Source organism: Mesorhizobium sp. 01N446 (assembly GCF_056399285.1).
The window spans coordinates 373,522-395,383 of record NZ_JBFTRA010000005.1 but is presented as its reverse complement, the minus strand read 5'-3'; the positions used below and the strand labels follow the sequence as shown (position 1 = coordinate 395,383).

Genomic DNA, 21,862 nt, shown 5'->3' with positions numbered 1-21,862 from the left:
GGTCATTCCGCGGCCTCCAATCCCCTGGCGTAGCGCGCCAGCCGCTCATTGAGCGTGCCGGTGTGCAGTTCGAACATGTGGTTGTCGTCATCGTAGAAATAGATCGAGCGACCTTCACCCTCGACACGTGGGCGTGGCGGGCGCATGTCGAGGCCTAGCCTGCAGACGCGTTCGGCGTAGTGGTCGAAATCGGCGTCGTCGATCTTGAAGGCAATGTGGTTGTAGCTGCGCTCCGGCAGCGCCTCGCCTTGCATGATGGCGATCCATATGTCGCCGATCAGGAAGAATTTTTCGCGTGACAGCGAGAATTGCTCGGCGTCGCTGGCATAGACTTCGCGCGCGTCGAAAACGCCCTCGAGGATTTCTCTCATCCGCTCGAGATCCCTGACGATGAAGGTCATATGGGACAGGCCTTCGATCATTCCGCTGCCTCCCGCTTCTCGTCGATCTTGGCGGGGTTTTCGCGTGCCTCGTATTCGGCGCGCATGCGGCGCACGAGGTCGAGCTCGGCCTGGAAGTCGACATAGTGCGGCAGTTTCAGATGCTCGACGAAGCCGGTCGCCTGGACGTTGTCGGAATGCGAGATGACGAATTCCTCGTCCTGGGCGGCGGCGACAATGTCCTCGCCGAGCTCGGAGGCGCGCAGGGCGCGGTCGCAAAGCGCCATGGCCATCGCCTTGCGCTCGCTCTGGCCGAAGACGAGGCCGTAGCCGCGGGTGAATTGCGGCGGCGCCTTGGCCGAGCCCTTGAACTGGTTGACCATCTGGCATTCGGTGACCCGCACCGTGCCGAGGGGGGCTGCAAAGGGCAGTTCGGGGACGTCGAGTTCCAGCTCGACCTCGCCGATGCGGATCTCGCCGACAAAGGGATGGTTGCGGGCATAGCCGCGCTGGGTGGAATAGCCGAGCGCCAGCAGGAAACCCTCATCGCCGCGCGATAGCGCCTGCAGGCGGATGTCGCGCGCCATCGGGAACTCCAGCGGCTCGCGGGTGATGTCGCCGGGAACATGATCCCCCGGCATCTCGCCGTCCGGTTCGATCAGCCCTTCGCGAGCGAGGATCGCCGAAACGCGTGGCATGGCCTGCGCTTCCGTCTCGCGCCGCAAGGGCTCGGCGACATCGGCGCCGGCGGCAAGCTCGGGGTCGAGAAGCCGGTGCGTGTAGTCGAAGGTCGGCCCAAGCAACTGGCCGCCGGGCAGATCCTTGTAGGTTGCCGAGACACGCCGCTCGACCAGCATGGCGCCGGTGTCGGTCGGCCTGGTGTAGCCGAAGCGCGGCAGCGTGGTGCGATAGGCGCGCACCAGGAAGATCGCCTCGATCATGTCGCCGCGCGCCTGGACGATGGCGAGTGCCGCGAGTTCACGGTCGTAGAGCGAGCCTTCGCTCATCACCCGGTCGACGCCGAGCGCCAACTGCTCGACGATCTGGTCGAGGCGCAGTGCCGGCACCGAACGGTCGCCGCGCCGGCGGTCGGCAAGCAGGCTGTGGGCGTTGGCGATTGCGGCTTCGCCGCCTTTTACCGCGACATACATCTTACGCCCCCATCGTCTTGATGCGCGTGGTGCGCGGCAGGCAGGCTATGCCTTCCGGCGTAGCGAGGATGATGTCGACGCCGCGTGGAAAGCGCTGGATGTTCTGCTTCCACTGCTCGATGAAGTGACGCGGCATCTGCGCCGGCGCGACGGTGGCGCTGGTTTCGATGCCGGGGCCTTCGAGCAGCAGGGGAACGCCCGAGGTGAAATCGCTGACCTGCAGGATCAGGGTGGTCGAGCGGTCGGGATAATCCTGCGTCCCTTGAGAAAAGCCGTCGAGCGCCATCATCTCGGCAGGCGTGGCGACAAAGGCGAAATGTGCGTCGGCCGGCGTGTTGGCGAGCGGCGCGCCGGTGTGGAAGCCAAGCCAGGAGCCGATCGCGGCGGAGGTGTGCAAGGCGGGGTCGAGCCAGAGCGGCGTGTCGTTGTCGCACAGCGCCAATGCCACGGCGCCAGCAGTTCCCGAGAGCGGCGCGGGTGGGCGGGCCAAGGCCGGCAAAGGCTGCACGCTGCCCGGCCTTGCCATCGCATCCATGACCGCGCGGAAGACTGTCTGGGCGTTGAACATCGGGTCGGCGAAGCCGCCCTCGATCGATTGCGCTGCGATATCCATCAGTCTTCTCCGCGAACCATGGTGAAGAAATCCACCTTCGTTGCCGCCGTCTCGGCGCGACGTTTTTCCTGGGCAGTGGCGAGCGCCGACCTCAAAGGCGCGATCAGCCTGGTCTCGACCTCGGCGCGTCGGGCAGGGTCCTGCCACAGCGCGTCGGCTATCGCCGCCAGCTTCGCCTTCTGCTTGTCGCGGCCAAGCGCGTAGCAATGGCCGACCTGGCCCGACGGCAGCCGGACGGTGGCGCGGGTGACGGTCGCCTCGCCGACATTGAACGGCGCGCCGCCGCCGCCGATGCGGCCACGCAGCGTCACCAGCCCGGTCTCGGGACCGCGCAGCAGCTCGGCCTGCGAGGGCAGGCCGGCCTCGTTCCAGAGCCGGACGATGTCGTCGCCGCTCGCTTGCGCCAGCGTCGCCATGGCGGCCTTGCGTTCGGCCTGGTCGCGGGCTTCCTGTCCTCGCATCGGCAGCATTCCTCTTTGCTAAATTTGTCTATTGATATAGACAACTATACAAATTATACATACTACGTAGCGCGAGTCCATGACGGGTGGATGACAGGGGCCAGATGGACGGGGGCAATTCATGATCGGGCGACAGGAAGCCGACAGCATCGAGCGGCGCAGCGGCGTTTCGCTGTGGCGGCAGATTGCCGACAGGATCCTGCAGGCAATCGCCATCGGGGATTTCGCCGAGAATGCCGCGCTGCCGCCGGAGGTGGCACTCGCCGAACGCTATGGCGTCAACCGTCACACGGTCCGCAGCGCCATATCGGCGCTTGTGCAGGAAGGGGTGCTGCGGGCCGAGCAGGGACGCGGCACCTTCGTCCTGTCGCGCAAGCGGCTGTCCTATCCGATCGGCGCGCGCACGCGCTTTTCAACGGGCCTACAGGGACAGACCTCGGAACGCCACATCGTGCTGCTCGCCTCATCGGTCGAGCCGGCCAGCCAGCGCGTCGCCGAGGGACTTGGGCTGGCCAGGGGCGCCGAGGTGATCCGGCTGGAGACACGCGGTGAGGCCGATGGACGGCCTGTGTCACGCGCTGCCGGCTGGTTCGATGCCAGGCGCTTTTCCGGCATCGACAAGGCGATGGCGGAGACCGGCTCGATCACTGCGTCGCTGGCCCGCTTCGGCATAGACGACTATCTCAGGCAATCGACCGTGCTGTCGGCGCGCCATGCCGATGCGGCCGATCTCGTCGACCTCGACCTGCAGCCGGGCGCCATTGTGCTGGTCACGGTGGCCGTCAACATCACGCCGGACGGCCAACCGATCCAGTTTTCGGAGTCGCGCTTTCCGGCGGAACGAGTGGAGTTGAGACTGTCGGCGCTGTGAGCCTGCTTCTGCCGACTATCCGATCTCGATCACGGCCTTGATCAGGCCGGACTTTTCGTGCGCCCAGCGGGCGAGATCGCTGGGCGTATCGGCCAGCGTCGTGCGGTGGGTGACGAGCTTGGCCAAGGGCACGGCGCCGTTGCGGATCGAGGTTGCGACATGGTCGAAATCGGCACGCAGTGCATTGCGGCTGCCGACCAGCGTCATTTCGCGCTTGTGGAATTCAGGGTCGGAGAAGACGATGTCGTCCTTGACGACGCTGACCAGCACCAGTGTGCCGCCATGCGCGACATGGGCGAAGGCCGACTGCACCGACCGGGTGTTGCCGGTGGCATCGAAGACCACGTCGAAGCCTTCGCCTGATGTCGCTTCCCTGACCAGGTCGGGCACCGCGCCACGTGACCCGTCGAGTGTCTGGAAGCCGAGTTCGGTTTCGGCGAAGGCGAGCCTTTCACTGCTCATGTCGAGCAGCGTTACGTCGAGCCCGGCGATGCGGGCGAAGATGGCGGTGCCGAGACCGATCGGGCCGGCGCCGATGACCAGCGCGCGGGCGCCGGGATCGGCGCGAGCGCGACGCACAGCGTGCGCGCCGATGGCCAGGAATTCGACGGCGGCGGCGTCGGCCAGCGACAGGCCATTGGCCGGATAGAGATTCTGCGCCGGGACAAGAATGCGTTCGCACATGGCGCCGTCGCGATGGACGCCCAGCACCTCGATCCTGACGCAGCAATTCGGTTTGCCGTGCCGGCAGGCGATGCACTTGCCGCAGGAGAGATAGGGGTTGATGACGACCGGTTCGCCAATGGCAAGGTCGACGCCCTCGCCCGTCTCGACGACGGTGCCGGAGACTTCATGGCCCATGATGCGGGGGTAGGCGAGGAACGGGTGCTTGCCTTCGAAAATGTGGTAGTCGGTGCCGCAGATGCCGACATGGCTGACCGCGACCAGCGCCCAGCCGGCAGCGGGTGCGCCGGGCGCGGGGCGGTCTTCCAGGACGAGTTCCCCGGGCGAGCGGCAGACAACGGCTTTCATGTTTCAGTCCAGTTGGGTTTCCGACCCGTCTTCACGCCGGGCCGGAGATCGATTTCAGCAGTGGTCACTTGCCGCCGCGGCGGCGCAGACCGTCGAAATAGACGATGACGATGATCAACACGCCGGTGATGATGCGCTGCCAGAAGGCGTTGACGTTGAGCAGGTTGGCGCCGTTGTTGATGGTGGCGAGAATGAAGGCGCCGAGCAGCGGGCCATGCACCGAGCCGACCGCGCCGAACAGCGAAGTACCGCCGATGACCGAGGACGCGATCGCCTGCAGTTCCCAGCCCTCGGCCTGTGTCGGGTTGCCGATGCCGATGCGCGAGGCGAGCAATACGCCGACAAAAGCCGCGCACAGGCCAGACAGCGTGTAGGCCATATAGATAGTGCGCTGGACATTGACGCCGGACAGGCGCGAGGCCTCGGCATTTGAGCCGACCGAGAAGAGGTAGCGGCCCCAGCGGCTGTGATGCAGGAAAATATAAGCCGGAATGCCGACCAGGATCACCATCCAGAACAGATTGGGCACGCCGAGGAAGGAGTTGCGGGAGAACTCCTGGAAGGCATCATTGTTGATGGAGATCGAGTTGCCGTTGGTCATCAGAAGGCCGATGCCGCGCAAGGACGTCAGTGTCGCCAGAGTGATGATGAAGGGCGGCAGGCCCATCTTGACGATGCCGAAGCCGTGGAACAGGCCGATCGCAACGCCGACCAGAAGCGTGATCAGGATGGCGAGGAAGACGGGTATGCCGGCATTGATCAGCATCGCGGCAATGACGGTGGCGAAGCCGACCACCGCACCGACGGACAGATCGATGCCGCCGGTGATGATGACGAAGGTCTGGCCGACCGCCAGGATGGCGATCATCGAACCCTGACGCAGAAGGTTCGAGATGTTGTTGGCCGAGGCGAAGCTCGATGTCGACAGCGACAAGATCACCCAGAGCAGCACCAGCAGCGCCAGCAGTGTCAGCCCGAACAGGGCGTTGTAATTGCGCTTGGGTTTTTCGGCAGGAATCGCCTCGGTGCTCATATCTTTCCTCCCAGCTTTTCTTGTTTCTCGGCGAGCGCCTGTGTGAGAATTTCCTCGTGATCGGCGGTGCGGAATCCGTGTGTCGCCACCAGCTTGCCGCGGCGGAACACGTGCAGCGTATCGGCCAGCTCATAGACTTCCGGCAGGTAGGACGAGATCAGGATGATGCCGGCGCCCTTCGACAGGAGCGCGCCGAACAGGCGGTAGATCTCGGCCTTGGTGCCGACATCGACGCCGACGGTCGGCTCGTCGAAGATGAACAGCTTGGCGCCATGCGCCAGCCATTTGCCGATGACGATCTTCTGCTGGTTGCCGCCCGACAGGCTGGAGGCCAGCGCATGGCGTGTCGGCGTCTTGATGCGCAGATCGGCAATCTGGCGGTCGGCCTGGGTCTTCTCCTGCGCGCCGGAGATCAACATGTTCTTGGAGATGCGCTTGTAGATCGGCAGGTTGAGATTGAGGCCGACCGGCAGGTTGAGGCAGAGACCCTGGTCGCGGCGGCTTTCCGGCGCCAGCGCCATGCCGAGCTTGATCGCGTCATGCTCCGAATTGACCTGAACCGGCTTGCCTTCCCACAGGATCTGGCCGGCCGACTTGCGGTGGCGCCCGTAGAGCGTGGTGACGAATTCGCTGCGCCCGGCGCCGATCAGCCCGTAGAGCCCGACAATCTCGCCGGCGCGGACTGTCATCGAGACATTTTCGAAGCCCTTGCCCGACAGGTTCCTGGCCTCGACGATTGTAGCGCCCGGGGTGAAATGCTCCTTGTGATAGACCTGCTCGATCGAGCGGTTGATCATCAGCTTGACCAGTTCGGCATCGTTGGTCTCGGCGATGTTTCTGGTGCCGACCAGCGTGCCGTCGCGCAGCACGGAGACGCGATCGGCCAGCTCGAAGACTTCTTCCATGCGGTGGCTGATGTAGATGATCGTCACGCCCTCCGCCTTCAGCCGGCGGATCAGAGTGAAGAGCTGGTCGGCCTCCTTGCGGGTCAGGTAGGCGGTCGGCTCATCGAAGATCAGGAATTTGGTGCCGCGCACGGTGGCGCGGGCGGCGGCGATCAGCTGCTGCTGGCCGATGGTGAGGTCGCCAAGCACGACATGCGCCGGCAGGTCGAAGCCGAGATCGTCGATGATCTTCTGCGCTTCCTTGACCATGGCGCGCTGCTGCAGGATGCCGAAGCGCGAATTCTCCTCGCCAAGGAACATGTTGGCGGCAACCGTCAAATGACGGCAGAGCACGACTTCCTGGTGCACTGCGTTGATGCCGAGCGCCATCGCTTCATGCGGGGTCGCCAGCGGCGCGGGCTTGCCTTCCCAGATGACATCGCCTGATGTGCGCGGCATGACGCCGGTCAGAAGCTTGATCAGGGTGGATTTGCCGGCACCGTTCTCGCCGACAATGGCATGGATTTCGCCCGACTTGAAGGCCAGCGTCACCGGCTTCAGTGCATGGGTGCCGGGATATTTCTTCTCGAGGCCGCGCAGTTCGAGGATCGTTCTGCCGGGCTCCAGCACGGGGGCGGGGTGCAGGTCTTGCGCCGTAGATGTCATGACAATCCTCCCTGATTGGCCTTACGATCTGGCACGCGGCAGGCTTTTAAGTGCCTGCCGGAGCAACCTAGCCCAGGCTGGCGGATTTCCAAGCGATATCGCTGTCGTTTCCGGGGCACGAGGCCCCGGAAACTGTGCCTCTCTACCGTTGCTTAGTTGAGCTTCGGATTGAGCAGTGCGTCGATCTTGGGATCCTTCATATTGGCCTTGGTGACGAGGTTGGCGCCGGTGTCGACATTGGCCTCGACCTTCTCGCCCTTGGAGGCGGCGAGCGCGGTCTTGATGCCGTCATAGCCCATCCGATAGGGATCCTGGACGACCAGGCCGGAAATGACGCCGTCATTCAGGAACTTGATCAGCTTCTCGTCGCTGTCGAAGCCGATCAGGCCGACCTTGCCGGCAAGCTTGTTCTCGGCGATTGCCTGGCCGACGCCCTGCGCCATGATCAGGTTGGAGGCGAAGATGCCCTTCAGGTCCGGATTGGCGGTGATCAGGTCGGTGGCGATGTTGAGGCCGGTGGTGGCCTGGCCGTCGGCATATTTGTCAGCGACCAGTTCGAGGCCGGGATACTTGGCCTTGAGCTGTTCCTTGAAGCCCTGGGCGCGCTGCTCGAGCGAGCCGGCGCCGGGCAGCGCAGTGATCAGGGCAACCTTGCCTTCGACCTTGCCGCCATTGGCCGCGCCGATGGCTGCTGCAAGACCGTCCGCGGCGACGCGTCCGCCCTGGACGTTGTCGGTAGTCAGGAACGAGGTGAAAGCCTTGGAGTCGGCGCCGGAGTCGATGCCGATAACCTTGACCTTGGCCGCTGCCTCGTCGATCGGCTTGCCGAGCGCCTTGGCTTCGGTCGGCGCGATGACGACGGCGGCCGGATTGCCGGCGACGGCATTCTCGAGGATGGAGATCTGGCCGTTGACGTCGGTTTCAGCCTGGGCGCCGAGTTCCGGCACGTTGACGCCGAGATCCTTGCCGGCCTTGCGGGCGCCGGCGAGCACGATCTGCCAGTAGAAGGACGTGGTGTCCTTGACGATGATCGGAATGGTCACGTCGGCCGCCGAAACCGGCGCCGAATGCATGACGCCGGCAAGCATCGATGCTGCTGCCAGGGCCATGACGGCGCGGCGGTTGAGAATGCTGGTTACGAATTTCATAGGATTCCTCCCTAAGTCGCCCGGTGAACGTTACGGAAGTTCCGTTCGGATAGGCGTGGCCCAAACAGAACTTTATCAATAAAAAACATTTACGCTGTTTTGATAGTGCATCGACCTGGACGATGCAAGCGGTGTTTCGCACCTGATCCCATGTCAGGCACAGACACATTCACGCACCGCTCCTCCCTGGATGCAGCCGAACGCTCCCGTTTCGTCAACACATGGAATATTAATTCCATGTGTTAGTCAATATGGAACATTCATTCTTTCTGCGGAGTCGCGCATTTGTGAAGTCGAGCCCTCCTGTCAAGACCGGTGAACGCCGGCTTCACGCCAGGCTTTGCACCACCGTGTAGGGGCGATATTTGGCGTATTCCATCGCCGGCACGCTGGCGTCGAGCAGTTCGAGGTTGCGTGTCAGGTTTGCCAGCTTGGCGGTGCCGGTCAGCACAGTGGCAACCGTCGGCTCATGCAGGGGAAACTGAAAGGCGGCGGCAGCCAGCGGGTAACCGCCTTCGCCGGCGATCTTCTCCATGGCGTCGACGCGATCGAGAATATCGCGGCTGGCGGGCTGGTAATCGAAATGCGCGCCTTGCACCGGCCCCGTCGCCAATATGCCGGAGTTGAAGACGCCGCCGATGACCAGCGACGTCTGCTGCGCCCGGCACAGCGGCAGCAGTTCGGCCTCGGCGCTGCGGTCGAGCAACGAATAGCGGCTGGCAAGCAGGATGCAGTCGAGCGGCGCCCGGCGCATGACGTCGAGGCAGATCTGGACTTCGTTGACGCCGAGGCCATAGGCGGAAATCGTGCCGGCCCGCTTCAGCTCCTCGAGCGCCTTGAGCCCGCCGTCCATGAACTGGCGAAGGTGCAGTTTGGTCTTCTCGACGCCATGCGTGTAGGCGCCGATGTCATGGACATACAGGATATCGATCTTGTTCAGCCCAAGCCGCGCATAGCTGAAATCGACCGAGCGCATGATGCCGTCATAGGAATAATCGTAGTCGAGCGCGAAGGGCAGCGGATCGACATAGGAGTGGTCGGGCACCTGGTCTTCCGGCACCGGACGGAACAGGCGGCCGACCTTGGTGGACAGCACGTAGGAATCGCGCGGCTTGTAGCGCAGGAAATCGCCGAAGCGTCGTTCCGACAGGCCGAAGCCGTAGAAGGGCGCGGTGTCGAAATAGCGCAAGCCCGCCTCCCAGGCGCCTTGCAGCGTTTCCATCGCCGCCTCTCGCGAACAGGCGCGATAAAGGCCGCCGATCGCGGCGCCGCCAAAGCTGACCTCAGTGACCTCGAGCGCCGTCTTGCCGATGCGGCGTTTTTCCATGCAAACCCTCCCCGTTGCCGGGCGTTGTCCAGCCCGGCAATTCTACCACATATGCGTTGAATTCAGAGTGTCGCGCCGAGATGCCAGGGCACGAACTCGTTGTCGCCGTAGCCGAAATCCTCGCTCTTGGTCTTGCGGCCAGAAGCCGTCTCGACGATCAGTTCGAAGATCTCGCGGCCCATGCCGGCGATGGTCTTTTCGCCCGAAGCGATGACGCCGCAATTGACGTCCATGTCCTCTTCCATCTGGTGATACATGGTCGAGTTGGTGGCGACCTTGATCGACGGCGTCGGCCGGCAGCCGAAGCAGGAACCGCGCCCGGTGGTGAAGACGATGACATTGGCGCCGCCCGCGACCTGGCCGGTGGCCGAGACCGGGTCGTAGCCTGGCGTGTCCATGAACACCAGCCCGTTGCCGGTGACCTTCTCGGCATAGCCGAACACGCCATTGAGCGGCGTCTGGCCACCCTTGGCGACCGCGCCCAGCGACTTTTCCAGGATGGTGGTGAGGCCGCCGCGCTTGTTGCCCGGCGAGGGGTTGTTGTCGATCGAGGCGCCATGCTTGGCGACGTGATCTTCCCACCACTTCACATAGCCATCGAGCTTCTTGGCGATCTCGGGCGTCGCCGCGCGGTAGGCGAGCAGATGCTCGGCGCCGTAGATTTCCGTGGTCTCGGAGAGGATGCCGATGCCGCCGACGCCGGCCAATATGTCAACGGCGGCCCCCAGCGCCGGATTGGCGGTGATGCCCGACATGCCGTCGGAGCCGCCGCATTGCAAGCCGACGACAATCTCCGAGACCGGGATAGGCTCGCGCTTCAGCTGGCCGACTTCCTCGGCGATTTCCGCCAGCACGCCCATCGCCTTTTCCACCGATTTGCGCGATCCGCCGGCGTCCTGGATGTTGAAATGGCGTTTTCCAGCGGCGGCGCCCTTCTGGCCGTAGAGGGTGAGCTGGTTGACTTCGCATCCCAGGCCGACCATCAGCACGCCGCCGAAATTCGGGTGGCGGGCATAGCCGGCAAGCGTGCGGTGCAGCACCATCATACCGTCGCCAGTGCCGCTCATGCCGCAGCCCTGACCGTGGACGATCGGCACGAAACCGTCGATGCCGGGATATTTCGGCAGCAAGGTCCGGTTGGCGGTGTCGGCGATGGAATGGCAAACCGTGGCCGAGCAATTGACGCTGGCGATGATGCCGATGAAGTTGCGCGTGCCGGCGCGGCCATCGGCCCGGCGATAGCCCATGAAGGTGCGGGCGCGGTCGGCCGCCGTCGCATGCTCGGCCTCGCTCGGCGGCACCACCGGCAGGCGGCCGGCCTCGAACACCAGATTGTGCGAGTGGACATGCTCGCCGGGTGCGATGTCCTGCGTGGCGCGGCCGATCGCCTGGGCGTACTTGACCACCGCTTCACCGGCGGCAATCGGCTTGATCGCCACCTTGTGGCCGGGCTCGATGATGGCGGTGGCAAGCGCGCCGCCCGGCAGGGCCGTGCCGATCTCGATGCGGCCATTGGCAACGGCGACATTGTCGGCGGGAGACAGAAGAATGGTGTTGGAGACGTTCACGGGCGGTTTCCTGGGTGATCCTGGGATGCGCGGATTGACACGCGCTCGTTAAGAGTTAATGTCTTTTATCGTGAAAAAACAGTTTTGCGTCAATTGTTTTTTCGCAGGCGTTTCGCATGCCTCTGGCTAGCGGTGGCGCTGCAAACAATGGACCGTGCCCCGAGCGAAAGCGATTCCTGCTTTTCAGGGTCATGGGAACGTCATATTGCGCTTCAAGCCGGCCGCCGCAAGCGCCGGCATGAATGGGTCAGGGGATGTCCAAGAGCAACAACGTCTACAAGGACGCCTATAACAGGTGCCTCAGGCTGCTCGACGAAACGCGCAGCCTGCCGTCGGAACCGGAGCTGGGCACGCTGCTCGGCGTCAGCCGCACCACCGTGCGAAGCATCCTGGCGCGGATGGAGGAAACCGGGCTGATCGCCTGGAACAAGCGCGCCAAGACGGTGCTTCGCGACCCGCGTCCCGATGACTTCTTCCCCGAGGAAGAGACCGACACGCTGGCCGAGATCATCGAGCGTTCATTCATGCGCAGGCTGCTCGCCGGCGGCGCCGAGGCCGGCATGCAGATCAACGAGCTCGAACTGGCGCGCGAGATCGGCGTCGGCACCACCAGCGTGCGCGAGTTCCTGATCCGCTTCTCGCGCTTCGGCCTGATCGAGAAACGCCGCAACAGCCATTGGGTGCTGAAGGGTTTTACGCGGGCTTTCGCGCTCGAATTGACCGAGATCCGCGAGATGTTCGAACTGCGCTCGGCGGCCGCCTTCGCCGCTCTGCCGCAAGACAGCCCGGTCTGGGCCGATCTCGATCGCCTGGAGGACGAACATCGCCTGCTGGCACGAGAGATCGCCACGCGCTTCAATGCGTTTTCCGAACTGGACGAGCGCTTCCATCGGCTCATCCACAGGGCCTCGCACAACCGTTTCATCGTCGATTTCTACGACGTCATCGCCATGATCTTCCATTACCATTACCAGTGGAACAAGGCGCAGGAGCGCGAGCGCAACGAAGTCGCGGTCGGCGAGCACCTTGCCTATATCGAGGCGCTCAAATCGCGCGACCTCGGCAAGGTCGACGCCGCCTGCCGCAAGCACCTGAAATCGGCGCGCCAGACGCTTTTGACCTCCATCCCTGAAAGCCGGTCCTTGCAGAAGTCCTGATCGCGCCGCGTTGCCGCAGCATCGAATTGGCGATTTTCGACCTGCCGCTGCCATGATAGGTATCCTTCCAGGAATTGCTTGAAGAGGCAGATGGCTTGAACCGCCGGGGGAGACGCTGGAGCATGCCGACCGTGCTTGTCGCGGCCTGCCTGCTGTTGCTCCAGTCGACGCTCGGCGCCTTCGCCTTCGCCTTCGCTACCGGGCCGAATGCCGCGCAGCTCGACGCTTTCGGCAACGTCATCTGTACCCGCGACGGCGCCACCCAGCTTCCCGGCAGCGACAAGCATCCGTCCCATCTGCCGGCCTGCTGCACGCTTGGCTGCAGCATGTTTTCATCCGCCTTCGCGCCGCCGCCCGATGCCGGGCCGGCCTTGGCCAACCTTTCCTTCGAAGCGGTCGCCTTCGTCTTTCCGGCGAGCATTCATCTCGACTTGGTGCGAGAACGCTCGCCGTCGAATCCGCGCGCGCCGCCGCCGGCGGCCTGAGCCTTTTTGCCCGGCGGAACCTTTCGCGGGCGCACCCATCCAACGACCAAACGGCTAGCGACCGGCGACGGCGCGATCATCACTTCATGGAGCAACCATGTACCATTTTTCCGATGTAGCGGCGGGCACTCTGCTCAGCCGCATCCTGCCCCACGTCCGGGAGCGTCTCGGCACCGCCGCGCTGGCCTTGGCGATCATGCTCGCCGGCGCCCAGTCCGTCCTGGCGCATGAGTTCAAGGTCGGCGATATCGAGATCGGCCATCCCTGGTCACGCGCCACGCCGGCCGGGGCCAAGGTGGCCGGCGGCTATTTTACCATTGCCAACGATGGCAGCGCACCGGATCGGCTGTTGTCGATTTCCTCCGATATCTCGGACAAGGCCGAACTGCATGAGATGGGTGTCAAGGACGGCGTCATGACCATGCGGCCCGTTGTCGGCGGCCTGGAAATTCCGGCCGGCGGCAAGGTCGTTCTGGGTCCCGGCAGCTATCACGTGATGTTCATGGATTTGAAGCAGCCACCCAAGCAAGGCGAGATGTTCGCCGCCACGCTGACCTTCGAAAAGGCCGGGACGGTGACGATCAAGTTCGCCGTGCAGGCCATGGGCAGCGCGGCGCCTCAAGAGGACAACGACTGAACCGGCCATCGTACCGATCAAGATTCTAGAGGGACCATCATGAACAAGTATCTTTTGTCGGCGGCAGCACTTCTGGTGCTGGGGACAAATGCCGCCTTCGCGCACATCACGCTCGAAACCCAGGAGGCGGCGGTCGGTTCGACCTACAAGGCAGTGCTGCGGGTGCCGCATGGCTGCGACGGCAAGGCGACGACCGCCGTGCGCGTGCAGATTCCCGAAGGGGTGATCGCCGTGAAGCCGATGCCGAAACCCGGCTGGACGTTGCAGACCAAGAAGGGCAAATATGAAAAATCCTATCAACTCTATGGCCAGGCGGTGACCGATGGCGTCAAGGAAGTCGACTGGAGCGGCGGCAATCTGCCGGATGAGTTCTACGACGAGTTCGTCTTCCGAGCGACGCTGACCGCGGATCTGCCCGTCGGCCAAAAACTCTATTTCCCGGTGGTACAGGAATGCGGCGATGCCGCCGATCGCTGGATCGAGATTCCGGCGGCGGGGCAGGATGAAGACGCGCTGGAGACCCCGGCGCCCGGCATCAAGCTCACGCCGAAGAGATAGTTTGTCCCCTGGCGCGCTCTGCTGGCCGGAGCGCCCCGCATCCTCGTGGCTTGGCATGACCGCAATATCTTCCCGGATGGTCGATACCACCAGCAAGCGCGTCGGCCGGATTGCCGGCGGGCTGCTGGCCCTGCTCATGGCGTTTGTCGTCATGGCATCGACCAGCCAGGCCTTTGCCCATGCCGCGCTGATCAAGACCGACCCGGCCGACGGTGCGGTTCTCGATCAAGCGCCGACGCAGTTTTCGCTGACCTTCAGCGAGCCGGTTTCGCCTTTGGTGCTGACGCTGGTGAAGCCCGACGGCATGCCGGTTACGCTGACATCCTTCCGCCTCACCGACCAGACGCTCGAGATCGACAATCCGCAGGCGCTCAAATCCGGCACGCATGTGCTGAGCTGGCGCGTGATTTCCGCCGACGGCCATCCGGTTGGCGGCTCGCTGCTGTTTTCCGTCGGCGCACCAAGCGAACCGCCTGCCGTGTCCGAGGCGGTCGACTGGCCGTCGCGGTCGGCGATCTGGATCGGCAAGGTCTTTCTCTACATTGGTCTTTTCCTCGGCGTCGGCGGCGCCTTCGCCCTTGCCTGGCTGGCTGGCGCCGGACGCGCCGGTCAGCGTTTTGTCGCGGCGACGATCCTGTGCGGCCTGGTGGCGGCACCCTTGTCGCTCGGCTTTCTGGGGCTCGATGCGCTTGGAGCGCCGCTCTCCCATCTGGCGCAACCGGTGATCTGGCGGGCCGGGCTCGGCACCAGCTTCGGCTGGACAGTGCTGGTAGCCCTGATTTCTCTCGGGCTGGGCCTGCTGTCGCTGGCTGGGCCGCGTGTGCTCGCCAGGCCGTTTGCCCTTGCCGGGCTGGCCGGGGTCGGCGTCGCGCTTGCCGCCAGCGGCCACGCCAGTGCGGCCGAACCGCAATGGCTGACACGGCCGATGGTGTTCGTGCATGGCATGGGGATCACCTTCTGGGCCGGCGCATTGGTGCCGCTTGGTCTCGCGTTGAAGCGCCAGACAGCCGATTCCGTCGCTTTCCTGCGCCGCTTCTCCTGCGCGATCCTGCCTGTGGTGGCGATGCTTGCCGCAGCCGGCATCGTGCTCGCGGTCATCCAGGTGCAGACGCCCTCGGCGCTGGTCGGCACCGCCTATGGCCGGCTGCTGCTGGTCAAGCTGGCGTTGCTGGTCTTCCTGTTCACGCTCGCCGCCGTCAATCGCTGGAAACTCACCGCCTCGGCCGAAGCGGGATCGACGGAAGTGCAACGCAGGCTCACCCGTTCGATCGGCGTTGAAATGCTGATCGTGCTGGCGATCTTCGGCATTGCCGCGGGCTGGCGTTTCACGCCGCCGCCACGGGCGCTGGCGATCGCGGCGGCGCAGCCGATCTCGGTCCACATCCACGCGCTGGAGGCGATGGCCGATCTCAGCATCACGCCGGGCCATACCGGGCCTGTCGCCGCCTCGATGATCATCATGACCGGTGATTTCGGGCCGCTCGACGCCAGGGAGGTAACGCTGGTGCTGTCGAAACCCGATTCAGGCATCGAGCCCATGAAGCGCGCGGCGACCAAGCCCGGCGACGGCAGCTGGCGCGTCGACAACCTCGTCATTCCGGTTCCCGGCCGCTGGACGGTGCGCATCGACATACTGGTCTCGGATTTCAAGATGGTGAAGATCGAGGCGCCTGTGGACATCAGGCCGTAGCAGCCGGATGTGATCGTTGTCGAACGGTCCGTATTGTGCAACTGCAACACAATTCGGCGAGGCGGTTGACGCGGCGTGAAAGGCCCGTCAATCATCTCGGGAAGAACGGGCATCCCGCCAAATCGCGGGCTCCAACCAACAAGATCCGAAAGCAGGGATGAAACGATGGAAAAAGCCGAAATCGGCCTGATCGGCCTTGGCACGATGGGCTCCAACCTGGCGCTCAACATCGCCGAACACGGGCACCGCATCGCCGTCTTCAACCGCACCCGGGCACGCACCGACGCTTTCGTCGAGAATGCCGGCCCGCTGAAGGACATGGTCGTCCCCTGCTACAGCCTGGAAGAGCTTGCCGCGGCGATCCGGCCGCCGCGCCCGATCATCATCATGGTGCTGGCCGGCAAGCCGGTCGACGAACAGATCGAAGCCTTGCGCGGCGTGCTGTCCGGCAACGACATCGTTATCGATGCCGGCAACGCCAATTTCCGCGACACGATGCGGCGCTTCTCCGAACTATCCGGCTCGGGCCTGACCTTCATCGGCATGGGCGTCTCCGGCGGCGAGGAGGGCGCGCGACACGGCCCGTCGATCATGGTCGGCGGCACGGAAGATTCATGGAAGCGCGTCGAAAACGTGCTGACCGCCATCTCGGCAAAATTCAAGGACGAGCCCTGTGCCGCCTGGCTCGGTACCGATGGCGCCGGGCATTTCGTCAAGACCATCCACAACGGCATCGAATATGCCGACATGCAGATGATCGCCGAGATCTACGGCATCCTGCGCGACGGCCTGGGCATGGGGCCGAAAGAGATCGGCACGGTGTTTTCCAACTGGAACAAGGGCCGGCTCAACTCCTACCTGATCGAGATCACCGCCAAGGTGCTCGCCGCCGACGATCCCAAGACCGGCAAGCCGGTGGTCGACATCATCCTCGACCGCGCCGGCCAGAAGGGTACCGGCAAATGGTCCGTCATCGAGGCGCAGCAGCTCGGCATTCCGGCGACCGCGATCGAGGCGGCGGTGGCGGCGCGCGTCCTGTCGTCAATCAAGGACGAGCGGCTGGCGGCGGAAAAGGCCTATGGCAACATCGGCGTGACGAAGATTTCCGGCGACAAGGATGCGCTGCTGCACGATCTCGAACTGGCGCTGTTCGCCGGCAAGATCGCGGCTTACGCACAGGGCTTCGCGGTGATGAGCGGCGCCTCGAAGGAGTTCAACTGGAACCTGCCGATGCCGACCATCGCCAGGATCTGGCGCGCCGGCTGCATCATCCGCTCGCAGATGCTGGATACGATGGCCGAGGCGTTCAGCAGCGGCGGCGCTTCGACCAATCTTTTGATGGCGCCGGCTTTCATCTCCTTGATGCTGGAGGCGCATCCGTCGCTCAGGCGTATCGTGGCAAAGGCTTCCGAAGCCGGTGCGCCGGTGCCGGCGCTGTCTTCGGCGCTGGCCTATTTCGACAGCTACCGCCAGGGTCGCGGCACCTCGAACCTGATCCAGGCGCAGCGGGATTTCTTTGGCGCGCATGGCTTCGAACGCATCGGCGAGCAAGGTGCCTTCCACGGCCCGTGGGGCAGCGGCGCTGCCGGCTAGGACACTACGCGCTTGTAGGCCAGGACCTCGCTTGGCACGCTGAGACTTTGCAGCGAGCCGGGTGCGGCGCCGCCGATCCAGCCAAGTACCGAGCGGGCGAGCTCCGAGCCCGCCAGCCGGAAGTTCTCGTTGACGATCAGCAGCTCGGGCCGGAACAGATGCAAAAGGTCCGATGATTGCTTGGAGACGATGTCGACGTCGCGGCCAAGCTTGAGGCCGGCATCCTCGATGCCGGCGACGAGCGCAAGCGTCGCGGCGGCGGCGCTGCTGACAAAGCCGTCCGGCCTGATGTCGCGGCGCATCAGCTGCGCGGTCCTCGTGCKGATCTGTTCGATCGAATGGTCGATCGATACGGTGCTGAACGGGATCTCGCTGGCGCCGACCTCGCTCAGCGCATCGGCAAAGCCGTTGACCGTGTGGCTGTAATAGGTCAGCCCAACGGGTGGCGTCAGCAAAGCGAGCTTGCGGCGTCCCAAGCCCGCAAGGCGCCGGACGGCCTCGACCGCGAAGGCGTGATTGTCGAAATCATGATAGGGGTGGACCAGCCCCATCTCTGTGCGACCATGCGTTGCAAAGGGAATGCCGTGCTCCAGCATGTAGCGGGCGCGGGGATCGTTCGGCTGCGTGCGTGAAATGATGACGCCGTCGGCCGAGCCGGTTTCGACCAGGTAGCGTATGGGGTCGAGCGGATCCTGCGAGCGCGAATAGGGCGTGACGATCAGATGGTAGGGCGTGTCGGCAATGACCTCGGAGACGCCGTAGATGATGTCGGAGACGAAACTCATGATCTCCTGCTCGGTGTTGAGCACGAGGCTGATGACATTGGTCTTGCCGGTTCTGAGCCTGACGCCGGCGCGGTTCGGGCGGTAGCCGATCTGCTTGGCGACGAGCTGGACGCGGCGCCTGGTTTCGGCGCCGATCTCAGGGGCATCCTTCAAGGCGCGCGACACGGTGGTGACGCCGAGCCCGGTCATGAAGGCAAGCGTCTTCAGCGTTGGCCGCCCTTGCGCCGACGCTTCCTCGTTCTTTTGCGTATGCCGTCTGTCCATTCGTCCCGCCCGTCAGGCGCATTAGCAGCCGCAGGCCGGGTCGGCAATCGCGGTGATTGGCGGCTTGGCATGATTTGGAGCCCGGCAACCCGTCAATATACTGAAACGTTACAGATTGCCAATCGCACTGGCTGGCCGGCGAATTCGGGGGGGCGAGATGGAGCGAATGAATTCCCTTGAGAATCCAAGGCGAAACGCTGTCCCGTGGGCGCTCTTTACCGGCTTTCATCAATCGTTTCTTATTTTGCGCTGCACTTGCTCATATTGCGACGCACAACGACTCGGTCGGTCGACAGATTTTATTCGTGGCTCGAAAAAATATCGAACGGTCGCCACGCCCGGGGTTGCGCCATCCGCGCAATTGCCGTATCGAAAATCTGTAACGTTTCAGATTCTGGGAGGAACCGAAATGCGATACAAACTTTTGACCGCTGCCCTGGCGGCCACGGCCGCGCTGCAGTTCGCCGGCCCGGCCGCCGCGACGGACCTGGAAGTCACTCATTGGTGGACTTCCGGCGGCGAGGCGGCGGCGGTCGCGGAACTCGCCAAGGCTTTCGACGCCACCGGCAACCACTGGGTCGACGGCGCCATTGCAGGCTCCGGTGGCACGGCACGGCCGATCATGATCAGTCGGATCACTGGCGGCGACCCGATGGGCGCCACCCAGTTCAATCACGGCCGGCAAGCGGAAGAGTTGGTGCAGGCCGGCCTTATGCGCGACCTGACCGATGTCGCCACCAAGGGCAAGTGGACAGAGGTCGTGCGGCCGAAGAGCCTGCTCGACAGCTGCACCATCGGCGGCAAGATCTACTGCGTGCCCGTCAACATCCACTCCTGGCAGTGGCTGTGGCTCTCGAACGACGCCTTCCAGAAGGCCGGCGTGCCGGTGCCGAAGGACTGGAATGAGTATGTGGCCGCCGCCCCGGCGCTCGAGAAGGCAGGCATCATCCCGCTGGCGGTGGGCGGGCAGGCCTGGCAGTCGTCCGGCGCCTTCGACGTGCTGCTGGCAGCGGTCGGCGGCACCGACACCTTCCTCAAGGTCTACAAGGACAAGGACGCCAAGTTCGCGGCTGGCCCGGAAGTCGCCAAGGTGTTCAAGGCGGCCGACGATGCGCGCAAGATGGCCAAGAACACCAACGTGCAGGACTGGAACCAGGCCACCAACATGGTCATCACCGGCAAGGCCGGCGGCCAGATCATGGGCGACTGGGCGCAGGGCGAGTTCCAGGTTGCCGGCAAGACCGCCGGCAAGGACTATACCTGTCTTCCCGGCCTTGGTCTGAACGAGGTGATCGCCACCGGTGGCGATGCCTTCTATTTCCCGGTGCTCAAGGACGCCGACAAGTCCAAGGCGCAGGAAGTCCTGGCCGAAACCTTGCTCGATCCCAAGACCCAGGTCGCCTTCAATCTCAAGAAGGGCTCGCTGCCGGTGCGTGGCGACGTCGACCTCAACGCCGCCAATGATTGCATGAAGAAGGGTCTCGCCATCCTGGCCAAGGGCGCCGTCATCCCATGGACGGACCAGCTGCTTTCGCAGGACAGCCAGAAGCAGAAGGAGGACTTGTTCTCCGAGTTCTTCGCCAAGCCCGAGATGACCGTGGAAGAGGCGCAGAAGCGCTTCGCCGACATCATCGCCACGGCGGACTGATACCGCCGGCAAAGTCTCTTTCCTCCCGGTCCGGTGAACTCCAGGCCGGGAGGCCGCGCCCTTACCCGATCCAGCATGGCTGCACCGATGAGCAAGAGCGAACGCCCAAGCCGATTGTTTCGCAATCTCAATGCGAAGATCGCGTCGATCCCCATGATCCTCACCGCGCTGGTGGTTTTCGTCGGCGGCACGGCGTGGACGGTGCTCTATTCCTTCACCAATTCGAAGCTGCTGCCACGGCTGAATTTCGTCGGCCTCGACCAGTATTACAGATTGTGGGCGACCCCGCGCTGGCTGATCTCGATCGAGAACCTGCTGATCTACGGCGTGATCTCGCTGGTCTTCTCGCTGGTGATCGGTTTCGTCCTCGCTGCCCTGCTCGACCAGAAGATACGTTTCGAAGATACGTTCCGGACCATCTTTCTCTATCCCTTCGCGCTCTCCTTCATCGTCACCGGCCTTGTCTGGCAATGGCTGCTCAATCCGGACTTCGGCATCCAGGGCGTGATACGAAACCTTGGCTGGACGAGTTTCGATTTCGATCCGCTCTACAATTCCAGCATCGTCATCTACGGCATATCGATCGCTGCGCTGTGGCAGGGCACCGGGCTGATCATGTGCCTGATGCTGGCCGGCCTGCGCGGCATAGACGAGGATATCTGGAAGGCCGCGCGGGTGGACGGGATTCCGATGTGGAAGACCTACCTGTTCATCATCATCCCGATGATGCGGCCGGTCTTCATCACCACGCTCGTCATCATCGCGTCCGGCATCGTCAAGGTCTACGACCTCGTGGTCGCCCAGACCAGCGGCGGGCCGGGCATCGCCTCGGAAGTGCCGGCAAAGTATGTCTACGACTACATGTTCTTCGCCCAGAATCTCGGCCAGGGTTTCGCGGCCTCGACCATGATGCTGCTCTCGGTGATGATTGTCATCGTGCCGTGGGCCTATCTCGAATTCGGAGGCAGGAAGCGTGTCTGACCAAGCCGTTTCCCTGTCCGTACCGTCCGGCGCCGCCCATGCCGATGCCACGGGGCCGAGTGGACCGAAGCCGCGTCACATCTTCTCGCGCCGCAACATCTTCCTCTACGGCACGCTCATCGTGGCAGCGCTCTACTACCTCTTGCCGCTCTATGTGATGATCGTCACCTCGCTCAAGGGCATGCCGGAAATCCGCCTCGGCAACATCTTCTCGCCACCGCTCGAGATCACTTTCGAGCCCTGGGTCAAGGCGTGGTCGACGGCCTGCACCGGCCTCAATTGCGACGGGCTTTCGCGCGGCTTCTGGAACTCCGTTCGTATCACCGTACCATCGGTGATCCTGTCGATCGCGATCGCGTCTGTAAACGGCTACGCGCTGGCCAACTGGCGCTTCAAGGGCGCCGACACATTCTTCATCATCCTGATCGTCGGTGCCTTCATCCCCTATCAGGTGATGATCTATCCGATCGTCATCATCCTGCGCGAGATCGGCCTCTATGGCAGCCTCAGCGGCCTGGTGATCGTTCATTCGATTTTCGGCATGCCGATCCTGACACTTTTGTTCCGCAACTATTTCACCTCCATGCCGGAGGAGTTGTTCCGGGCGGCGCGTGTCGACGGCGCCGGCTTCTGGGGCATCTATCTTCGCATCATGCTGCCGATGTCGCTGCCGATCTTCGTCGTCGCCGTCATCCTGCAGGTGACAGGCATCTGGAACGACTTCCTGTTCGGCGTCGTCTACACGCGCCCCGACACGTATCCGATGACGGTGCAGCTCAACAACATCGTCAATTCCGTGCAGGGCGTGAAGGAATACAACGTCAATATGGCGGCCACCATCCTGACCGGGCTGGTTCCGCTCGTTATCTATTTCATTTCCGGCAGGCTTTTTGTGCGTGGCATCGCTGCCGGCGCGGTGAAAGGGTGATG

General features: G+C 63.8%; 21 protein-coding genes. 10 read left to right on the top strand and 11 right to left on the bottom strand.

The window, feature by feature from the left end; translation table 11 throughout:
- Window positions 1–2 precede the first annotated feature (2 nt).
- From fosX to phnG, 4 genes are read right to left on the bottom strand one after another with little or no spacing between them, the layout of a single operon-like run.
- The gene (gene fosX / locus AC1DPX_RS21265) at window positions 3–422 is read right to left on the bottom strand and encodes a FosX/FosE/FosI family fosfomycin resistance hydrolase (RefSeq protein ID WP_477239341.1); all 420 of its coding nucleotides are present in this window, start codon (window positions 420–422) and stop codon (window positions 3–5) included.
- Entirely contained in the window at window positions 419–1,531 is a 1,113-nt protein-coding gene (locus AC1DPX_RS21260) for a carbon-phosphorus lyase complex subunit (RefSeq protein ID WP_477239339.1), read from the bottom strand. The genes fosX and AC1DPX_RS21260 overlap by 4 nt, the downstream gene beginning before the upstream one ends.
- A 1-nt stretch (window position 1,532) precedes the next feature.
- A complete protein-coding gene (phnH, locus tag AC1DPX_RS21255; protein ID WP_477239337.1) occupies window positions 1,533–2,144 on the bottom strand; it encodes a phosphonate C-P lyase system protein PhnH in 612 nt (203 codons plus the stop codon).
- On the bottom strand, window positions 2,144–2,605 hold the full coding sequence (gene phnG, locus AC1DPX_RS21250) for a phosphonate C-P lyase system protein PhnG (RefSeq protein ID WP_202357817.1): 462 nt from the start codon (window positions 2,603–2,605) through the stop codon (window positions 2,144–2,146). Before phnG ends, phnH begins: the two co-directional genes overlap by 1 nt.
- Before the next feature lie 121 nt (window positions 2,606–2,726).
- On the opposite strand from phnG, the gene phnF reads away from it, so the two are divergent.
- Window positions 2,727–3,476 (top strand): phosphonate metabolism transcriptional regulator PhnF, encoded by a 750-nt coding sequence (phnF, locus tag AC1DPX_RS21245; protein ID WP_477239335.1) that lies wholly within the window; start codon window positions 2,727–2,729, stop codon window positions 3,474–3,476.
- A gap of 15 nt (window positions 3,477–3,491) precedes the next feature.
- Here phnF and AC1DPX_RS21240 read toward each other — a convergent pair whose 3' ends face one another.
- From AC1DPX_RS21240 to AC1DPX_RS21215, 6 genes are all read right to left on the bottom strand, one after another.
- Window positions 3,492–4,508, bottom strand: coding sequence for a zinc-binding alcohol dehydrogenase family protein (locus tag AC1DPX_RS21240; RefSeq protein ID WP_477239333.1), 1,017 nt, complete (start codon window positions 4,506–4,508; stop codon window positions 3,492–3,494).
- A 64-nt stretch (window positions 4,509–4,572) separates the two neighbouring features.
- Window positions 4,573–5,541, bottom strand: a complete 969-nt coding sequence (locus tag AC1DPX_RS21235) for an ABC transporter permease (RefSeq protein ID WP_019861267.1) — start codon at window positions 5,539–5,541, stop codon at window positions 4,573–4,575.
- Window positions 5,538–7,091 carry a sugar ABC transporter ATP-binding protein gene (locus tag AC1DPX_RS21230; RefSeq protein WP_202357820.1) on the bottom strand — a complete coding sequence of 518 codons (1,554 nt, stop codon included), beginning with the start codon at window positions 7,089–7,091 and terminating at the stop codon, window positions 5,538–5,540. The genes AC1DPX_RS21235 and AC1DPX_RS21230 overlap by 4 nt, the downstream gene beginning before the upstream one ends.
- Window positions 7,092–7,243: 152 nt before the next feature.
- Window positions 7,244–8,239: an ABC transporter substrate-binding protein gene (locus AC1DPX_RS21225; RefSeq protein ID WP_284277948.1), complete on the bottom strand. Its 996-nt coding sequence runs from the start codon at window positions 8,237–8,239 to the stop codon at window positions 7,244–7,246.
- 328 nt (window positions 8,240–8,567) lie between these two features.
- Window positions 8,568–9,566, bottom strand: coding sequence for an aldo/keto reductase (locus tag AC1DPX_RS21220; RefSeq protein ID WP_202357822.1), 999 nt, complete (start codon window positions 9,564–9,566; stop codon window positions 8,568–8,570).
- A 62-nt stretch (window positions 9,567–9,628) separates the two neighbouring features.
- A complete protein-coding gene (locus AC1DPX_RS21215) occupies window positions 9,629–11,134 on the bottom strand; it encodes a UxaA family hydrolase (RefSeq protein WP_202357823.1) in 1,506 nt (501 codons plus the stop codon).
- A gap of 254 nt (window positions 11,135–11,388) precedes the next feature.
- Here AC1DPX_RS21215 and AC1DPX_RS21210 point away from each other — a divergent pair, with 254 nt between their 5' ends.
- The 6 genes from AC1DPX_RS21210 (at window position 11,389) to gndA (ending at window position 17,254) form a co-directional block, all read left to right on the top strand.
- Window positions 11,389–12,291, top strand: coding sequence for a GntR family transcriptional regulator (locus AC1DPX_RS21210; protein ID WP_202357824.1), 903 nt, complete (start codon window positions 11,389–11,391; stop codon window positions 12,289–12,291).
- 122 nt (window positions 12,292–12,413) lie between these two features.
- Window positions 12,414–12,776 carry a DUF2946 family protein gene (locus AC1DPX_RS21205; RefSeq protein WP_477239331.1) on the top strand — a complete coding sequence of 121 codons (363 nt, stop codon included), beginning with the start codon at window positions 12,414–12,416 and terminating at the stop codon, window positions 12,774–12,776.
- Window positions 12,777–12,873: 97 nt separating this feature from the next.
- Complete coding sequence (locus AC1DPX_RS21200) at window positions 12,874–13,413, top strand: copper chaperone PCu(A)C (RefSeq protein ID WP_202357826.1); 540 nt, start codon at window positions 12,874–12,876, stop codon at window positions 13,411–13,413.
- Window positions 13,414–13,452: 39 nt separating this feature from the next.
- Window positions 13,453–13,971, top strand: a complete 519-nt coding sequence (locus AC1DPX_RS21195) for a YcnI family copper-binding membrane protein (protein ID WP_477239329.1) — start codon at window positions 13,453–13,455, stop codon at window positions 13,969–13,971.
- Window positions 13,972–14,026: 55 nt separating this feature from the next.
- Complete coding sequence (locus AC1DPX_RS21190; protein ID WP_477239327.1) at window positions 14,027–15,661, top strand: copper resistance CopC/CopD family protein; 1,635 nt, start codon at window positions 14,027–14,029, stop codon at window positions 15,659–15,661.
- Window positions 15,662–15,826: 165 nt separating this feature from the next.
- Window positions 15,827–17,254 (top strand): NADP-dependent phosphogluconate dehydrogenase, encoded by a 1,428-nt coding sequence (gene gndA / locus AC1DPX_RS21185; protein WP_477239325.1) that lies wholly within the window; start codon window positions 15,827–15,829, stop codon window positions 17,252–17,254.
- Here the strand turns inward: gndA and AC1DPX_RS21180 are convergent.
- Window positions 17,251–18,303 (bottom strand): LacI family DNA-binding transcriptional regulator, encoded by a 1,053-nt coding sequence (locus tag AC1DPX_RS21180; protein ID WP_477239323.1) that lies wholly within the window; start codon window positions 18,301–18,303, stop codon window positions 17,251–17,253. The genes gndA and AC1DPX_RS21180 overlap by 4 nt on opposite strands.
- 409 nt (window positions 18,304–18,712) lie before the next feature.
- Between AC1DPX_RS21180 and AC1DPX_RS21175 the strand changes: the two genes are divergently transcribed.
- From AC1DPX_RS21175 to AC1DPX_RS21165, 3 genes are all read left to right on the top strand, one after another.
- The gene (locus AC1DPX_RS21175; protein WP_202357830.1) at window positions 18,713–19,951 is read left to right on the top strand and encodes an ABC transporter substrate-binding protein; all 1,239 of its coding nucleotides are present in this window, start codon (window positions 18,713–18,715) and stop codon (window positions 19,949–19,951) included.
- An 87-nt stretch (window positions 19,952–20,038) separates the two neighbouring features.
- Window positions 20,039–20,932, top strand: a complete 894-nt coding sequence (locus tag AC1DPX_RS21170) for a carbohydrate ABC transporter permease (RefSeq protein WP_202357831.1) — start codon at window positions 20,039–20,041, stop codon at window positions 20,930–20,932.
- On the top strand, window positions 20,925–21,860 hold the full coding sequence (locus AC1DPX_RS21165) for a carbohydrate ABC transporter permease (protein WP_202357832.1): 936 nt from the start codon (window positions 20,925–20,927) through the stop codon (window positions 21,858–21,860). Before AC1DPX_RS21170 ends, AC1DPX_RS21165 begins: the two co-directional genes overlap by 8 nt.
- Window positions 21,861–21,862: the final 2 nt, after the last annotated feature.

Coding starts and splice junctions, on each gene's coding strand:
- AC1DPX_RS21170 (WP_202357831.1), top strand. CDS start 20,039: ATGAGCAAGAGCGAACGCCCAAGCCGATTGTTTCGCAATCTCAATGCG.
- AC1DPX_RS21175 (WP_202357830.1), top strand. CDS start 18,713: ATGCGATACAAACTTTTGACCGCTGCCCTGGCGGCCACGGCCGCGCTG.
- AC1DPX_RS21235 (WP_019861267.1), bottom strand. CDS start 5,541: ATGAGCACCGAGGCGATTCCTGCCGAAAAACCCAAGCGCAATTACAAC.
- AC1DPX_RS21200 (WP_202357826.1), top strand. CDS start 12,874: ATGTACCATTTTTCCGATGTAGCGGCGGGCACTCTGCTCAGCCGCATC.
- AC1DPX_RS21240 (WP_477239333.1), bottom strand. CDS start 4,508: ATGAAAGCCGTTGTCTGCCGCTCGCCCGGGGAACTCGTCCTGGAAGAC.
- AC1DPX_RS21195 (WP_477239329.1), top strand. CDS start 13,453: ATGAACAAGTATCTTTTGTCGGCGGCAGCACTTCTGGTGCTGGGGACA.
- gndA (WP_477239325.1), top strand. CDS start 15,827: ATGGAAAAAGCCGAAATCGGCCTGATCGGCCTTGGCACGATGGGCTCC.
- AC1DPX_RS21210 (WP_202357824.1), top strand. CDS start 11,389: ATGTCCAAGAGCAACAACGTCTACAAGGACGCCTATAACAGGTGCCTC.
- AC1DPX_RS21205 (WP_477239331.1), top strand. CDS start 12,414: ATGCCGACCGTGCTTGTCGCGGCCTGCCTGCTGTTGCTCCAGTCGACG.
- AC1DPX_RS21190 (WP_477239327.1), top strand. CDS start 14,027: ATGACCGCAATATCTTCCCGGATGGTCGATACCACCAGCAAGCGCGTC.
- phnF (WP_477239335.1), top strand. CDS start 2,727: ATGATCGGGCGACAGGAAGCCGACAGCATCGAGCGGCGCAGCGGCGTT.
- fosX (WP_477239341.1), bottom strand. CDS start 422: ATGATCGAAGGCCTGTCCCATATGACCTTCATCGTCAGGGATCTCGAG.
- AC1DPX_RS21225 (WP_284277948.1), bottom strand. CDS start 8,239: ATGAAATTCGTAACCAGCATTCTCAACCGCCGCGCCGTCATGGCCCTG.
- phnH (WP_477239337.1), bottom strand. CDS start 2,144: ATGGATATCGCAGCGCAATCGATCGAGGGCGGCTTCGCCGACCCGATG.
- AC1DPX_RS21260 (WP_477239339.1), bottom strand. CDS start 1,531: ATGTATGTCGCGGTAAAAGGCGGCGAAGCCGCAATCGCCAACGCCCAC.
- phnG (WP_202357817.1), bottom strand. CDS start 2,605: ATGCGAGGACAGGAAGCCCGCGACCAGGCCGAACGCAAGGCCGCCATG.
- AC1DPX_RS21220 (WP_202357822.1), bottom strand. CDS start 9,566: ATGGAAAAACGCCGCATCGGCAAGACGGCGCTCGAGGTCACTGAGGTC.
- AC1DPX_RS21230 (WP_202357820.1), bottom strand. CDS start 7,091: ATGACATCTACGGCGCAAGACCTGCACCCCGCCCCCGTGCTGGAGCCC.